Below are 16,512 nucleotides of genomic sequence, written 5' to 3'. Positions count from 1 at the left end.
CCTCTACTCTTGACTTTGTGCGGCAAGCTTCACCGTCTTGATCTCATAAGGCTTGAACTCAAGCTCGAACATGCCGCCGCTGCACTCAAGCTTCGTGATTTCATCTTCCAGCAGATTAACCACCGCCGCCTTTATGTTCTCCTCCGGCCACTGGACTTCCACCGTTTCTCTTCCACCCGCCGACTCGTAGAAGCGCAGCACCGTTCCGGTTCCGTCCTCAGATAGCTTAATGGTGTCCAGGATGACCTGCTCACTCTTGAAGCCAACCCAGGAATGCTCCGCCGGCAGCGAACCCGGATGCGGCTCCTGCGCCACAACAACAGCCGGATGGTTCAGCTCCTGCGCGCGGCGGACTACCTGGGCCGCCCGCCAATCCGACGCATGGGGCAGCACGGAATACGTGAATTCATGCTCGCCTTGATCAGCATGCTGATCCGGCCATTTCGGCGCACGGAGCAACGACAAGCGGAGAGTGCGCTCCTTGATGTCGTATCCGTATTTGCAGTCGTTTAGCAGGCTAAATCCGCTGCTTCCCTCGGAGACATCCGCCCAGCGGTGCCCGCAGACCTCGAACTGGGCCTGCTCCCAGCTTGTATTGTTATGCGTCGGCCGCTCCAAAGCCCCGAAGGGAATTTCATAGGTCGCTTTGGCTGCCACCAGATCGGCCGGAAAGGCGACCTTCAGCAGCTTGTGGCTCTCTGCCCAGCGCACCTTGGTCTTGAAGTCGACGCGGCGCTGGTGCCGGTACAGAATAACGTCCTGGGTGATGTCGGAATCGTTCAGCTTCCAGTGGAAACGCAGCACATCCTTGGTCTTCCCTTGAAGCAGAACCTTCCTGGAGATCAGCTGCACCTTACCCGCACGCTGCGATTCAAACCGGGGATCGATGTCCCAGGCGTCCCAATAGGTCGGCTTGTCATGGAACAATTGGAGCTCATTGGCTTTATCGCCAGGCTTCAGCCATTCCCGCTGCAGTGATTTGTCGTACCAGCGGATAATCTCTCCGTATTCGGAGAATTCAAGTGTATAGAAATCGCTCTCCCATCTCGCCGGGAAGACCGCTTCTTCCAAGGTATTCACAGCCACATCCAGTACGGGACGCAGCCAGATCGTCTTATACCCGAAAGCCGGGATACCCGGCACATACACGTACATACTGTACGCTTCTCCCTCCTGCTGAAGATCCGCGGCCAGTCGGTCCCCGGCTGCGTCATATGCCGCCAGGCCTTCCAGCTCGGCTCCCCCCTCAATAGCTATAACCTCCCCCCGCTTCCAGCCCAGACTGTTGAAGACCACATAAGGCAAGCCTTCACCGTCCGTTGAGATAAGGTTCGCGAGAGACTGCTGGGACCGCTGCAAAGTGGATTTCCCCAGCGCAAAGATTGTGCCGTACTCTTCCTTGGAGGTTACATAGGCTTCAGGAATCGACGTTCCCGGAATGATATCATGGAACTGGTTAAGCAGAATCAGCTTCCAGCCTTCATCCAGTTCACTGTCCCGCTGCTTCCAAGACCCTCCGCTGCCCCCGTTCCCCGCAGTAGCGCCGAATTGCGCCCACAGCTCCGCTTCCCGGTACAGCACTTCCGCCTTGCGGTTGCTCCGCTTATTGGCTGCGTGTGTGGTGTAAGTGCCGCGGTGCAGCTCCAGGTAGAGGTCGCCATGCCATTTGGGCAAGGCAGGGCTGCGCCTTTCAATCTCTCCGAAGAAAGCGGCGGCGGTACTGAACCGGCTCACGGGCTGACCTGGCATCAGATGCGGGCGTTCGGCGAATTCGACCATTTCATGCGTCACGCCGCCGCCCCCGTCGCCATGCCCGTACAGCAGCATCTGCTGTGGATGCAGGTTCTTCTGCTTATACGACAGCCAGTGTTCATCAATATCCTTGGGCCGGGTATGCTCATTCACCCCATGATTGAGATAAGCGATGACAGACGTCCCGTCTATGCCCACCCAGTCAAACAAGTCGTAAGGGAATGCGTTCGTATCATTCCAATTCAGCTTCGTGGTCATGAAATAGGGAATGTCAGCCAGCTTCAGCAGCTGCGGCAGCGAGGCGCAATAGCCGAACGTATCCGGCAGCCATTCGATGCTTGACCGCTTGCCGAACTCCTCTTGGAAAAAGCTCTGGCCGTACAGAATCTGCCGCACCAGCGACTCTCCACCCGGAATATTCAGATCCGGCTCTACCCACATCCCGCCGACCAGCTCCCAGCGCCCTTCGGCAATCCGGGCCTTGATCCGTTCATACAGCTCCGGATAATGCTCCTTCACAAAAGCATACAGCTGCGGCTGGCTCTGCGAATACCTGAATTCCGGGTACTCATCCATCAGCGTGCACACGGTTGAGAACGTCCGGCTGGACTTGCGCACCGTCTCACGCACCGGCCACAGCCAGGCGATATCAATATGCGACTGGCCAACCAGATGCATGAAGCCGCTCCGGGATTCCTCCGGTGCTTCTTCCTGAACCCGCCGGGCAAGGAACTGCTCCTGGCCCCGCACCCATTCCGCATCGTCCCAGCGCTGCGGCTCCCCGTACAGCTCATCCATAACCTGATGGATCGCCCGGACAAGACTGCCGCGCTTCAAATCCTGCTCCGGCATCGCCTTCAGCGCCTCGGCCAAGACGGTAACACTGTACATCAGGCTCTGCAGCGGCTGATTGACGCGGACCAGAGCGGCGCGAATCCCGCTAATTGGCGGCTGGATGACCGCCTGGCGGTTCAGCGGATCATGCGGCTCCGGGATCGGATCGTACAGCTCGATCTCCAGCAGCGGCGTGCTCCCTACCCGGCTCCGGGGCAGCGGCACGAACCAGTGATTCCGGTCCAGCCCGTGGTACGGGGAACCGTTCACCTTCAGCAGACCTTCCCCGCCGGCCTCGAAGATGAAGCCGGCCGGGTCTTCTCTCCAAGCTGCCGGAATCTCCAGCGTCCGGCTCAGAAAATAAGTGGTACCATGCGTGCTGTGCAGAGGACTCACATGTTGAATGGAGGCTTCCCCCTGGTCGTACTCATATACTCCGGGCCGAATATATCTCGCCCGCTGCAATTGCCACTGCGGAAGCTCCACGGTTTCGAGCCACTGCCGCCCGGCCAAATCCTGAATAAAGCGCTGAATTCGAATCATGCCCGTTCCTCCCCAGTTTGTACATGTAAGCTGCATGCGATCCAATCCTTCGAGCTGCCCCCGGCCATCAGGCGGAATTCACCCGGCTCCACCACGGATTGAAGATTAGCATCAATCAATTGCAGATGCTCCTTATGAACAGGGAAAGTGACAGTCCGGGTCTCCCCCGGCTCCAGGCGGATTTTGCGGAAGCCTTTCAAGGAAAGCTCACTGCGGGCCACCGAAGCCGCCACATCCGTAATATACAGCTGCACCACTTCATCTCCCGCAACAGCGCCGCTGTTCGTCAACTCAATCTGAACCTCCGCTGCACCGTCCGGCGCGATTACTTCCGGTACTACCCGGATATTGGCGTACTTAAATTCGGTGTAGCTCAAACCAAAGCCGAAGGGATATTGCGGCTCCAGGTCCATTTCCAGATAGCGTTTGCCGCGGGTGCGCTTGGCGTTGTAATACACGGGCAGCTGCCCGACATACTTCGGGATGGATACGGTCAGCCGGCCGGAAGGATTCACATCCCCGAACAGAATATCCGCGACGGCATTTCCGCCCTCCTGCCCCGGATACCAAGCCTCCAGAATCGCCGGCACATGCTCGTCAATCCAGGGCTCGGCAATGGGCCGGCCGTTAATATAGACTACAATGACCGGTTTTCCGAGCTTGCACACCTCTTGCACCAGCTCAAGCTGCACACCCATCAGGTTCAGCGAAGCCCGGTCAATGCCTTCCCCGCATTCCATATCGTTCCAGGCGTTGTCCGTCACCACAGAGGCTCCGGTCCGCAGATCAATCGTTCCTTCCCCGAAGTCCCGGGCGCTGGAGCCGCCGATGACCATCACCACGGCATCCGCTTGTTCCGCGCAGGCCAAGGCAGGCGCGAACCCTTCCCTGGAATCGCCTTTGATTCGGCAGCCGGGGGCGTAGAGCACCCGGTCAGGGGAATTGCCCAGCTTACGGCGGATGCCTTCCAGCACCGTGACAATCTGTCCGCCCGGCTGCGGCGAGGTATAGTCACCAAGCTGGTTGTAAGCATGGCCCGCATTCGGCCCGATGACAGCCACTTTGGTGCCGCTCGCGCTGAGCGGGAGCGTAGCACCTTCATTTTTGAGCAGAACAATGCCTTCTTGAGCCACCCGTCTCGCCAGCTCCACGTGCTCGTTGCACCCGATCACCTTCTCGGCCAGGGCGGGATCAACGAAAGGCCGCTCGAACAGGCCCAGCCGGAACTTCATGTCGAGCACCCGCCCAGCCGCGGTATCCAATTCCTCGCTCGTGATCAGTCCCTGCTCCAGCGCCCCATGCAGATGCTTGCGGTACATGACTCCGGACATCTCCATATCCACACCCGCCTGAAGCGACTGGGCAACCGCCTGCTCCCCGTTCTCCGCCGTATTATGGCCGCTGACCAGCATCTGAATCGCGCCGAAATCGGTAATGACGAAGCCGTCGAAGCCCCATTTTCCCCGCAAAAGTTCGTTCAGCAGATAAGTATTCGTGGTACAGGGCACACCGTCGATCTCATTGTATGCCGTCATCACAGAGCAAGCGCCCGCCTCGACCGCCTTCTTGAACGGCAGCAGATCCACCTCATGCAGCTCACGCTGTCCCATATGCACCGGAGCCGCGTTGCGTCCGCCCTCCGAGCTGCCATAGGCGGCGAAATGCTTCAGCGTGGCCACAATGGTCCGGCCGGAATCGAGCCGGTCGCCCTGAAGTCCTGCGATGGCCTCCACCACCAATTCACCGATCAAATACGGATCTTCGGCCAGACATTCCTCTGTCCGCCCCCATCTCGGATCACGCACCACATCCAGCACTGGGGAATAGGTTGCCGCGCCCCCCTGGCTGCGCGTCTCTAGTGCAACCGCCTCACACATCCGGCGGTACAATTCAGGATTCCATGTGCTCCCGATCAGCAGCGGCACCGGGAACACAGTAGCCCCGATCGCCATATGCCCATGGGAGCACTCCTCCCCGAACAGCACAGGAATCCCAAGCCGGGAATTCTCAATGACATAGCGCTGGATCTCATTCGTGGCTGCAGCCCCTTGCCTTGGCGTAAGCCCTGTCTCCAGCGTCACTTCCGTCCAAGGATCGGCCCGAAGCACCCCGTACAATGATCCCACACCGCCCCGGGCCACCTCTTCCTTGAACTCTTCCGTCACCTTCACCGTACCGTCTGCTTCCTTAAGATAGGTCTTCCACCCCATCGGCTGGATCAGCTGGCCGATCTTCTCCTCCACCGTCATCCGTCCAAGCAAATCGCGAACCCGCTCCCGAACCGGAAGCGAAGCGTCTTTATACTTCATGCGCATATTCTCCTTGTGGGTTTGACTATTCCAGCTACAATCCAAGCAAAGCAATTCGCCGCCGCTCCATCAGCCGCCCGAAGCGCTGACTGTCACTTCATCGGGACGGTACACGCTTAACAGCTGTCCCGCGTGGTCCGCAGCGAACATGACCGTCCGTTCGCTCTCTACCGTAAACCTGTAGCGCACGCCAGTCTGCGGATCGCGAATCTCAACCTCTGTATCGGCAGCGTATTCGGATACGAAGATATACAGGCTGCCTTCAGCGAAGCGGAGCCTTCTTCCATAGATGCCGGGAAGCGTCCCGCCGCTGAGCCATTCCAGCTCCGGCTCCGCGCCGGACAGCCGGAACGCTGCCGCATACAGGGCTTGCAGCGGCTCCCACCGGTCATTCAGCTCCAGCGGCAAGGGGCACCAGATAAAGCGGCCGCTGCCGATTTCGGCTATGACCGGACGCTGCGCACCACTTCCGCCTTGAGCCGGGCGGTCAATCGCCAGCGTGCCGATCTTGCGCTCCCCGAATGAAACGCCGTACAGCTTGCCATCCAGCAGCAGCGCTTCTTCCCGCAGCACATTTCCGGGGAGGGTCTCGCCGATCTCGGCCCGCAGCCGCCCGTCGGCAGCGCCCCAATAGGCGTCCAGGCGCAGCGGCCCGGTCCACAGCACCGTGCTGCCGACCTCCGCAAGTAGCAATAGCCGCTCAAACGCTTCATCGCTGAAATTATGCGCGCTCGGCACAATAATCAGTTTCGCGGGCTGCCGCTCAAGCTCTTCCAGTTGATACTCACCGGCGCCCCGCGGATGGATATTCATCCCGTAGGCGAGCACTCGCACCGCCCGGGAAGTGGCCTCAAACGCATGCTTGCGGCTGGAGAAATCATTCGAATAGGGATATACCACCGCCGTATCCTCCAGCTCCCGCCCCTCAAGCAAGCTGCCGATCTCCCGCATGAACCGGCCGAAGTCGTAAGTCACATCTGTCTCGGGCTTCTGTGTGCCATCGGCCCGCAGCGCGCCGATGTTCGACTCATTTGCATTGTCCATGAAGGGGTTGATATTCCAGATCCACTGCACCGCCCCGGCGCCGCCCGTAGCGAATGCATAGGCGTATTTGCGCTCCAGGATGCGGTGCAGCTCCATTTCGGAGCGTTTGGCTATGCCGTCGGGACGCTGGATATGCATCACCCCGGTTTCTTGCGTCAGGTTGGGCCGATCCAGCGTCTTGGTGAATATACCGTCCCATACCAGTTGGTCCATCAGCCACCAGCTGTGTACAGTGGTGTAATCGACCACCGGGCCGTAGAAAAACGGCGAAGGCCGTTGCCCGCCCAATGCCTCGTCCTGACCAACTGTTACCAGCTGGCGCGGGGCGGACTCACGGATGGCGGCCGTCAGCTCCCCGGCCCAGCGGTTATGCATATCCATTGAGAACAACGAGTAGTCCAGCCAGGATCCCCATTTCTTCGGCTGAATCACGCTGTCAAAGTGGATATCACCCGGGTCCGGCGGCTGCGCCGCCCCGAACGACGGCAGTTGCCCGGGCGTCATATTCCACAGCTCCTGCAGCCGCGTAAGATCGCCGTTATGCCGTTCCCGGAGCCATTCGGAGAACGCCCGTCGTTCAAAGCGGTCCGCAAGTGTTCGCGGCCCCTCGAATATCCGCACCGGATTGAACAGGGAAGGCTCGTTGATTAGGTCCCAATGCACATGGGAGGTGTCAATGTGGCGGCTGACGATGGATGCGATGAACCGCTTCTGCGCCTCCACGGCCCTTGGGTCCAGATAAGGGTTGATCCCTTCCCAGGCCTCCGGTGCAAAGGAGAAGAAGGTGAAGGTAACCTCAAGCCCATGCCGCTTCGCTGTAAGCAGAAAAGCATCAATGGCCCGAATTGCATCCTCCGCCGCATGTCCATCGGCGAACATGATGTTCCGGTATCCCGTCCAGATTCCGGTACGGATCAGATTGACTCCGGCCCGTGCCATCTCCGCCATATCCCGCTCCCAGCGGTCCACATTCGGCAGATGCAGGAACTTGCGCGCCACATCGGAGGCCATGTAGGTCATGCCGACGATGGGCACCGGCCGGCCGCCGCGCCGGAAATAGTCGCGGCCGCATTCCAGCAGCTCGCCGCTCCGCAGCAGGTCGCGGTCCATGCCCCAATAGGCCTGGGTCATGAACCGGACATCGCCGGCGTCCGAACGCGCCTCACAGCTGACCCGGTACAGCCCCACTTCCGCCGGAACCGGCACCGGAATGCGCAGCAGCTGCAACCCGCGCCGCTGCGGCCCTGCCTCGGCCTGAGCCGCACCGCTCCAGACGGCTTGGCCTTCCCGCTCCACATGCAGCTGAAATGACCAGATTTGTGCGGCCAGAGGAACGCGGGACAACGATTGCAGCTGCAAGGTCAGACCCGGCTGCTCGCCCGGTTCGTACACCGCGTAGTTGGTCTTCAGCCACAGCTCGGTAACCCCGCGGCCCACATATCCGGCCAGTTCCTCAAGCAGCGCCGGACCGGCCGCCCCCTCCCAGAAGGCTTCCCTGAGCCTTTGCTGAATCAGCACCCAGCGCCCTCCGGCATAATCACCCTTGGTGTTCTCCAGCAGCACCGCCGGAGCAGCTCTTTCCCTTCCGTCCCTATCCACCCCGAGCAGCAGCGGATACAGATGCGCGTTCATCGGGCCGCCGGAGCCCATCTCCGCCGGAATATCGCTGGACTTCGTCGCATGAAGGGTCAGCCCCCAGGTCGGTTCGATACCGAAGAGCGGCTCGCGGCCATCCAGCAAGGGGAATTCCACGGCAGCGCTCAGCCGCTCAACCTTGTGAACCTCTACCGGCAGCGCATCGTGGATGCCCAGCAGCTGATGGTACGCCGTCTGCTCCCTTTCCACTCTGAAGCCATCGCCGCCCTTCACTACCGGCCTTCTGAAAGGAATGCCGCCCGCGTACAGCAGACCCCCGCCCTGCTTCAGATGGACCTCCACTTGTTCCCAAGCCGCTTTGGGAAAATAGGGACCATGCAAATGTACCAGCGTGTTCCAGCCTCCCTCGGCCAGCCGTGCCTGCAGCGTGTCCGCGCCCGCTATTTCTGCCCAGCCGGAGATTTCCCGCAAAGCTTCAGGCGATGGACGGGAGCCGTCATAAGGAAATGATTCGTCGTAGAACAGCAGGATTTTCATAGAAGCACCGCCTAACAAATATTGTTATTTTCGCCGCTTAATCTTCTATTTCAGACAAACGGCGATAGTTCATCCTGAATATGCAGGGACTATCGCCATTGGTGTGTTCCTTGGATATGTGCGTCAAATGGCCCTTCTGTAATCACTTGGAGCTATGCCGACCACGTTCTTGAACGCCCGGTTGAAGGAATTGTAATTCGTGTAGCCTACTTCCTCGCTGATCTCCTGAATTGGCTTATCTGTCTCCGCCATGAGCTGTTTGGCCTTCCCAATGCGGTGGCTGATGAGCAAATCCACGAATTTCTCGCCGATTTCGTCCTTGAACAGCTTGCTTAAATATTTCGGATTAATATCAAACACATCGCTCAGATAGTTCAGCGAAAGCTCGGGATTGTTGTAGTTCTCCTCCACATATTTGCGGATTTGCAGAATGTGTGTCCGGTGCTTCTTGGCGAACCGCAGCGTCTGCATCTGCCCGGCAAGCTCGCGGAACGTCTCCCAGCACAGCAGCCGTAGATCATCCACTGTTTCCCAATCCTCCAGCTGGCTGAGCAGGCGGCCGAATTGCACAGTCCACAGCTCCTGATACTCCCGGGGCAGTTCAGCAAACTCCCGGTTATAATGCTGGAACAACAGCTGCACCGTGTTCAGCATCTCTTGTCTGGACAGCACCGATTCAATGATTTGCTCAAACAGCCGGTCAAAATGCTTCTCCCAGCCGTCATCCGACAAGCGCATCGCCTGCACCAGCAGCGAAATGGTCTTGAGGAACTCATAGACATCATTTCTCGATTCCGGCATATCCCCAGACGGGATGATCCGGTTCATGCCAAGCACCGCCTTATAATCAAGGACATGGACGGCTTCCTTCAGGGAGCACCGCAGGCCGCGCAGATCGGCAGCGGCTTTGCCGACACCAATCGTAACAGTGAAGTTCAGATATTGCCCCACCCGTTCCATGTATTCAGTGGTCACCTTGTGCTCAGCTGCTTCTGCTTCATGCTCCGCTGCCTCAGGCAGCCAGAGGATGGCATACAGCCGCCGCTCCGAAGTCCATTCTGCCCATACATCGGTTCCCTCTTGCCGGGCGCATTCCTGCAGAATGCTGGCCAGCACGAACTTCAGCAGCGATTGGTCCTGCTGGTGATACTCCACCACGAACTCAGAGTAGCGGTCAATCTCCACGACCATCACGATCCACCGGTCAGCGGACTCCGGAAGATTATACTTCTTCATTTCCGCACTCAGCTCGGGACCGGAGAACTCCCGCGTACCTTCCAGCAGCTCCTGGAAAAAGTATTTTTTCTGCATAATCAAATTCTCTTCATATTCTTCCTGATACTGCTTGGTCTGATCGATCATCCGCTCCAGCGTCTTCTGGATGAACCGGAATTCGTTCTCTTTCTTCAATCCCGCTCCCGGCTGCTTCTGGGAAGCAACGGTCTGAATCAGCGTCACAATCTGCTGGATCGGCCTGTAGTTTCTCCGGGTCACGTAAATCACCCAGACCACGCCAATCAGCACAACGGCAATTGCGAATGCGAACCAGATGTTATAGAATTCCAGCGTAAATTTCACAATCTTCCCATTATTAAGACCCGTCTGCACCTTCCAGCCGCTGTAGCCCGAAGTAAACTCCGAGAACACTTCGCCGGATGCCGGCTTGCCGCCGGCTTCGCCCGGCAGGTTCCCGCCCCATAAATTATCGCCCGAACGGCTCAGTACATTGACGAATGTAAATTCAGGATCATACATCTGCCGGATCGATTTCTGCAGAGTCTGCAAGTCCACATTGACAACCAGCAGCCCTGAGCCGCTTCCTACACTGCGGACCAGCGTAACCACCTTCTGGGCCTGCTGTGTCGGAAATGCTTTGAACAGTCTTGCCCCCAGCCACTTCTGGGCATTCGTGGTACGGCTCTCTTCGATGAACGGCGCATCGGGAAAGTCCCCGGCGGCAACCGCCTTGCCGTTGCTGAATACCGTATTGTCGCTATATCTCACCAGATAGATGGAATCTATCAGCGGAAAGTCGATTTTTAATTCGTCAATAACCTGAACCGCCTGCATGCCTGCGATAACATCATCACGGCCGGAGCTGTCATAGTAGTTCTTCAGATCGGGATTGGTCAAAATTTCGCGCAGCACCTTGAAATCAATTGAACGCAGCGAATTGTCCAGGTACTGCATCACCTGCGAGGCCAGAAACTCATTGGCCTTGAGAGCCTCTTTGCGGTTCTGCTCATTGAACACCTGGAAGAAGATAATGAATAGAATGGTCATTACAATAAAAAAAACAGGCAGATACGATAGCAGCAAACGTCTAAACCAATTGTTGTTCATCTCCGAGGTTCCCCCTACCACTGTTTATACGCATGACAACAACCACCCCAATAAGGACGCCGAAGCCCCGTAAAATATTCATTCATTATATAGGATGAAGTAGGGTTGTCAAAAGGAGAAAGCTGCCCCTGTTCATGACTGAACGACTGGAGCAGCCCTAAGATTAAACGCTCGCGCTACTCTGCCTTCTTCTCGATGGCACGTTGGTAAATATCAAGATAATTGCTCAGGCCAAGGCCATCGAAGCCCTTCACATACGAGTCCCAATCCTTATCAATGCTCTTGCTGCCGATGATGAACTGGGCCATGTTCGACTGTACATAATCCTTGACTGCGGTAGTCAGCTGAGCTGCCGATTCGGTATCCTCCGGACGAATGAATACATTCGCAGGGTATACTTCTTTCGGCGAATATGGCTTATAGACATTGGTGGCCTGCGCCAGACGTGTGCCATAACCCTCCGCAGCCAGCGGGTCCTGGCCTTCCGCGAACAGATTGCGGAACGTATTGGACAGGTCATGCGCTCCGATTTGCGACCAGCTCTCGTTCACAATCACATTCGGGTCACGCTCGGGCAGATTGTAGTAGCTGTATTTTGCCGGCTCGCCATTGATGTTCTTCTCATCAGCATCCGCTTTCTTCCAGCCCTTGCCTTCCGTTGGTCCGTACTCTGCGTACAGTGCGCCTTCTTCGGTGAACATGTAATCCACAATCTTGATCGCTGCGATCTGCTGCTCTTTGGAAGCTTTATTGGTAATGGCGAATTCAAATTCGCCCACGCTTTGGGTCGCCCCTGTCGTCTGCACGCCGTTTGGCCCTTTCAGCGGAGGAACGATATCCCAGTGCTGATGGCGGGTGATATTCTTGTCATACGTGTTGACCAGATAGCTGACGAGCGCCGTAGTAATGGAGCCGACGACTTCATCGCCCTCCTTGTTACCCAGCTGTCCAACCGCCTGATCGTTCTGCGTGAAGGAAGCCGGATCTATCAGACCCTCGGCATACAGCTTGTGCATGTATTCCAGACCTTGCTTCCAGCCCTCCTGGTTGGCCGCAAAGCTGACTTTGCCGTCCTTGACAATCAGATATTTATCATTGTCATTGTAGATGAAGCTGTTCATCAAATACGCGTCGATATTCCCGTTCCAGACGTATTTGTTCGGTGCGCCCGTGAGCGGAATTTCATCGGCCTTGCCGTTGCCGTTCGGGTCCTTTTCCTTAAATGCTTTTAGCACCGTGTACAGCTCATCCGTCGTTGTCGGCATGCTCAGACCGACCTTGTCCAGCCATTCGGTATTGATCCAATATTTCTGTGCATACGTACAGTGATAACATTCATTAAAAATAGGCAGTGCATAGATATTCCCGTCCGGTGCGGTAATCGCTTCTTTGAAATACGGCTTCTCTTCCATAATCTTGGTAAGAGTAGGCCCATATTCAGCGATCAAATCGTTCAGCGGCAGGAAGACCCCTTGATTCCCGTAAGTCTGAAGGTCCGAGGTAGTGAATTTGCCGTGGAGAAATACTTCCGGATAATCGCCGCTCGCCAGCAGCAATTGTCTGCGGTCCTGCAGTGCGTCCGCTGGAGCCAGGTCCCATTTCAGCTTAACGTCAAACTTGTTTTCGATAAATTTGGTGAATTCATTGTCTTCCATTGGGGCCTTCCCCTGCGGAGCAAAGAAAGTCATCGTGACAGGCCCGGAACTCTGCTCATCACCGCCGCTGCCCTGTGCACTGTTGTCTTGCGAAGAGCTGCATGCGGACAGCACTGTAACGAATACGAATACTAAGACCAGTGACAACACCGAAACCCAAGATTTTTTCAAACCTGACTCCTCCTTTTATAAACGCGGCATAAATTCTCTTATCTTACTCAATCAAGCCCGATTCCAGGCGCCCGCGGCAGTCCTCACACCTCCTTTCAAGCCGTCCGGATGCTTAGCCTTTCAACGAACCAATCATAACCCCTTTGACAAAATGTCTCTGAACGAACGGATACATCACAAGAATCGGAATACTCGCCACCACAATCAGCGCGTATTTAAGCACCTGTTCAAACCCCTGATCACGCAGCTGTTGGCTCGTGTTGGCCAGCATTGCCGGATCGGCGGCATTCAGAATCAAGAGGTTGCGGAGCACGTATTGCAGCGGGAACAGATTCTCCGACCGCAAATAGATCAGCGCATCAAAGTAGGCATTCCAGTGCCCCACCGCATACATCAGCGTCATAACCGCCAGAATCGGCTTCGAAAGCGGAAGGACGACGCTCAGCAGGAACCTTATATCCCGGCAGCCATCCACTTCCGCTGCTTCCCCCAGCTCCTCGGGTATTGAGGACTGGAAGAACGTCCGTGCCACGATAACCTGGAACACCGCCAGCGCCCCCGGCAGCCACATCGCCCAGCGTGTATCCAGCAGATGAAGATCCTTCATCAGCAGGTAGGTCGGAATAAGTCCGCCGTCGAAGAACATGGTAATCATCATGAAGATCAGGATGGCGCTGCGGCCGTAGAAGCTTTTGCGGGACAGCGGATAAGCCAGCATGACGGTCAGCGTTACATTAATCAGCGTTCCGACCACGGTATAGAGGATGGTGTTGTAGAAGCCCAGCATCAGCTGCGAGCTTTTGAAGATCGAGACATAAGCCTTCAGGTTAAAATCCACCGGAAACAGCCACACCTGACCGGACGTAACCGCCCGCGAGGAACTGAAGGAGGAACTGACGATATACAGCAGCGGATAGAAGACAATCAACAGCACAAGTATCAGAAATGCGTAGTTGAAGCCCATGAAGATGCGGTCGCCCAGCGGGTCCTTGATCCGATTTCGTTTAAACATGGATAGCCTCCTCCTTTACCACAAGCTGTTCTTCGATACTTTTCGGGAAATCGCATTGACGAAGACGAGGAGAATCAGATTGATGATGGAATTGAATAATCCCACCGCCGAGGAGAAGCTGAAGTTCGCCCCGATCAGACCCACCTTGTACACATAAGTCGCAATGACCTCCGAAGCGCTCGTATTCAGCGGATTCTGCATCAGAAATATTTTCTCGAAGCCCACACCCATAATGCTGCCAAGGCTTAGAATCAGCATAATGACGGTCACCGGAACGAGGCTCGGAATATCAATGTGCCAGATTTTTTTGATCCGGGACGCGCCGTCCATCCGGGCAGCTTCATAGAGCGAGGGGTCCACCCCGGCCAGAGCCGCAATGTAGATAATCGAGGAGTACCCCATCCCCTGCCAGACCCCCGACCATACATAAATAGATTTGAAGTATTCCGGAATCCCCATAAAGTTCGTCATGGGCAGCCCCAGGAAGGTGAACAGCCGGTCCACAACCCCAACGTGCGGGGACAGCATCAGGATAATGATCGATACCATAACCACCGTCGAGATAAAATGCGGGGCGTAGGTGACCATCTGAACCGACTTTTTAAAATAACCCGTTCGGACCTCATTCAAGGCCAGCGCCAGCAGAATCGGAATCGGAAATCCGGCAAGCAGGGAATAGAAGCTGATTCCGATGGTATTCTTAATGAGCAGCCAGAAATTAGGGGAATTGAAGAAGGTTTCAAAATGTCTGAATCCCACCCACGGGCTGCCCCAGATTCCCTGGACCACGCTGTAATTCTTGAAGGCGATCTGTACGCCGACCATAGGAATATACTTGAAGATCAAAAGATACAATACCGGAGGCAGCACCAATAAGTAGAGCTCCCAGTGCTTCTTGAGACTTCGGATGAAGGGATGCTGCTTCTTGTTCTTTGCCTGCGGATTCGTGCTTTGCCCAGGCTTCATTTGTGTGGAGATGCTGTCCGTCATTTGACTCATTTGCGTCACTCCCTTTACACCTTTTGTGTAAGGATAACTTACATTTATGTCTTTAATTTGCTTATGAAATTTCTGACATTCCTTTTTCGTGGCCACTCGTGTAAAGTAACATGTCAGGTACCGCTTTCTTGAATTGATAGTACCTTGAGTGGCGTTCTTTTATCAATTTGTAATTTTCTCATACCTCTCAATATTCCAAAACCCTTGCCCCGCAAGGCTTTTCCACTCTTATCACGCGACGCTTTCCTTATGGATGCAAAAAATCCCGGCGGGACGCTTTCGCTCCCACCGGGATATGAACTAACGCTTATGCCGTTGTATACAGCCTAAACGCATGAGTGATTGGCGCTTCTTCCGTGACGGAAGCTTGCGGCAGGACGGCAGCCAGTCCATCCGCCGTCTGACGGAATTGCAGCTCTTCATCCGTGCCGATCAGCTCGATCTTCTCCACACCGCCTGTGTACGGAATGAGCGATTGAGCGCTGACTTGCTCATGCTCGCTCTTGTACAGGCGGAAGGCGTAAGTGATATTCTCCTTGCAGGTGAATGCCCACTCGCCCGTGAAATACGGACCGCAGATCCGGGTGCCGTAGACGCCCTCGCCATAGACCTTGAGCCAGGCGCCCAGCGCCTTGATGCTCTTGACCGCACCGCCCGGAAGGCGCCCGTCCGGCTGCGGGCCCACGTTCAGAGCTAGGTTCCCGCCCTTGGCCACCACTTCCAGGAGAATGTGGGCCAGCTGCCGCCCTGTCTTGTACTTGTCGTCAAAGCCAAAGGCAAAGGAGTTGCCGACTGTGATGCAGCTCTCCCACGGAATATTCATCGGCTCCTGCGGGATCGTCTGCTCCGGCGTCACAATATTCTCGTAAGGCCCCCCTACCGTGCGGTCTGCGGCCAGCAGCCACGGCTGTGTCTTCCGGGCCCGCTCCACCACTTCGCCCAGCCGGATATCCTGGCCGTGCCGGCCTTCGCGCACCCAGCCCGCATCCAGCCACAGGCATTCGATCCGGCCATACCCAGTCAGCAGCTCCATAATCTGCTCATGCGTGAATTCCACGAACCTCTCCCACAGCCACGGATATTGCTCAGGGTCGTAAGAGGGGCCGCGCCACATTTGCCGCCCGCGCGCCATGCCGGGCGCCCAGTAATACGGCGTGTGCCAATCCGCTTTGGAGAAGTAAGCCGAGATGCCGAGGCCCTTGGCGCGGAACGCATCGAACAGCTCGCGGCAAATATCGGCGTATTTATGCTTATGGAACGGGGTCTCCGGTCCCGTGATCCGGTAATCAGTCGTATGTGTATCCCACATGCAGAAGCCGTCATGGTGCTTCGTGGTGAACAGGAAATACTTGAACCCGTTGTCCGCCGCAAGCTCGGCCCATTTCTCCGGCTGAAAACGGATCGGGTTGAAGGTCTTGTTCAGATCGAAGTATTCGCGCTTGAAATGTTCCATGTCGTCGGTCCAATCAATGTCGTCGCGCGACCAATCTCCGTCATCGTCGCTCAGCGCCCATGACTCCACGAGTCCCAGCTGCGAATACGGCCCCCAGTGCATCATCAGGCCGAGCTTCTGATCCTTGAACCATTCCAGCCGTTCAAGCAGCAGCGGCTCCTGCGGTTTCACCCACGACTCCTCTTTGCTGAAATTGTGTACACCGGATTCTACGATCTCATCATCCTGCTCCGGCAAGGCCTCCTTGATTTCGCTCATCGCATC

The 16,512-nt window shown here is 56.4% G+C and carries 8 protein-coding genes; all 8 read right to left on the bottom strand.

Features of this window, described 5'->3' with window-relative positions; genetic code table 11:
- Positions 1-3 precede the first annotated feature (3 nt).
- Positions 4-3,129 (bottom strand): alpha-mannosidase, encoded by a 3,126-nt coding sequence (locus AC0LWN_RS06200; protein WP_474663720.1) that lies wholly within the window; start codon positions 3,127-3,129, stop codon positions 4-6.
- On the bottom strand, positions 3,126-5,438 hold the full coding sequence (locus AC0LWN_RS06195) for a glycoside hydrolase family 3 N-terminal domain-containing protein (protein WP_474663719.1): 2,313 nt from the start codon (positions 5,436-5,438) through the stop codon (positions 3,126-3,128). The genes AC0LWN_RS06200 and AC0LWN_RS06195 overlap by 4 nt, the downstream gene beginning before the upstream one ends.
- 69 nt (positions 5,439-5,507) lie before the next feature.
- Positions 5,508-8,615 (bottom strand): glycoside hydrolase 5 family protein, encoded by a 3,108-nt coding sequence (locus AC0LWN_RS06190; protein WP_474663718.1) that lies wholly within the window; start codon positions 8,613-8,615, stop codon positions 5,508-5,510.
- A 123-nt stretch (positions 8,616-8,738) separates the two neighbouring features.
- The gene (locus AC0LWN_RS06185) at positions 8,739-10,958 is read right to left on the bottom strand and encodes a helix-turn-helix domain-containing protein (protein ID WP_474663717.1); all 2,220 of its coding nucleotides are present in this window, start codon (positions 10,956-10,958) and stop codon (positions 8,739-8,741) included.
- 176 nt (positions 10,959-11,134) lie between these two features.
- Positions 11,135-12,784: a type 2 periplasmic-binding domain-containing protein gene (locus tag AC0LWN_RS06180; RefSeq protein WP_474663716.1), complete on the bottom strand. Its 1,650-nt coding sequence runs from the start codon at positions 12,782-12,784 to the stop codon at positions 11,135-11,137.
- 112 nt (positions 12,785-12,896) lie between these two features.
- Entirely contained in the window at positions 12,897-13,796 is a 900-nt protein-coding gene (locus AC0LWN_RS06175) for a carbohydrate ABC transporter permease (protein ID WP_474663715.1), read from the bottom strand.
- 15 nt (positions 13,797-13,811) lie between these two features.
- The gene (locus tag AC0LWN_RS06170) at positions 13,812-14,762 is read right to left on the bottom strand and encodes an ABC transporter permease (protein ID WP_474664140.1); all 951 of its coding nucleotides are present in this window, start codon (positions 14,760-14,762) and stop codon (positions 13,812-13,814) included.
- 340 nt (positions 14,763-15,102) lie between these two features.
- Positions 15,103-16,506, bottom strand: a complete 1,404-nt coding sequence (locus AC0LWN_RS06165; protein WP_474663714.1) for an alpha-L-fucosidase — start codon at positions 16,504-16,506, stop codon at positions 15,103-15,105.
- Positions 16,507-16,512: the final 6 nt, after the last annotated feature.

The sequence above is a fragment of the Paenibacillus sp. sgz302115 genome (assembly GCF_056120445.1).
This window is presented reverse-complemented; position numbering and strand designations above follow the sequence as displayed.

Bases quoted from the DNA above. Each gene is read 5' to 3' on its own strand.
- AC0LWN_RS06200 (WP_474663720.1), bottom strand. From the start codon at position 3,129: ATGATTCGAATTCAGCGCTTTATTCAGGATTTGGCCGGGCGGCAGTGG.
- AC0LWN_RS06195 (WP_474663719.1), bottom strand. From the start codon at position 5,438: ATGAAGTATAAAGACGCTTCGCTTCCGGTTCGGGAGCGGGTTCGCGAT.
- AC0LWN_RS06190 (WP_474663718.1), bottom strand. From the start codon at position 8,615: ATGAAAATCCTGCTGTTCTACGACGAATCATTTCCTTATGACGGCTCC.
- AC0LWN_RS06185 (WP_474663717.1), bottom strand. From the start codon at position 10,958: ATGAACAACAATTGGTTTAGACGTTTGCTGCTATCGTATCTGCCTGTT.
- AC0LWN_RS06175 (WP_474663715.1), bottom strand. From the start codon at position 13,796: ATGTTTAAACGAAATCGGATCAAGGACCCGCTGGGCGACCGCATCTTC.
- AC0LWN_RS06170 (WP_474664140.1), bottom strand. From the start codon at position 14,762: ATGAAGCCTGGGCAAAGCACGAATCCGCAGGCAAAGAACAAGAAGCAG.
- AC0LWN_RS06165 (WP_474663714.1), bottom strand. From the start codon at position 16,506: ATGAGCGAAATCAAGGAGGCCTTGCCGGAGCAGGATGATGAGATCGTA.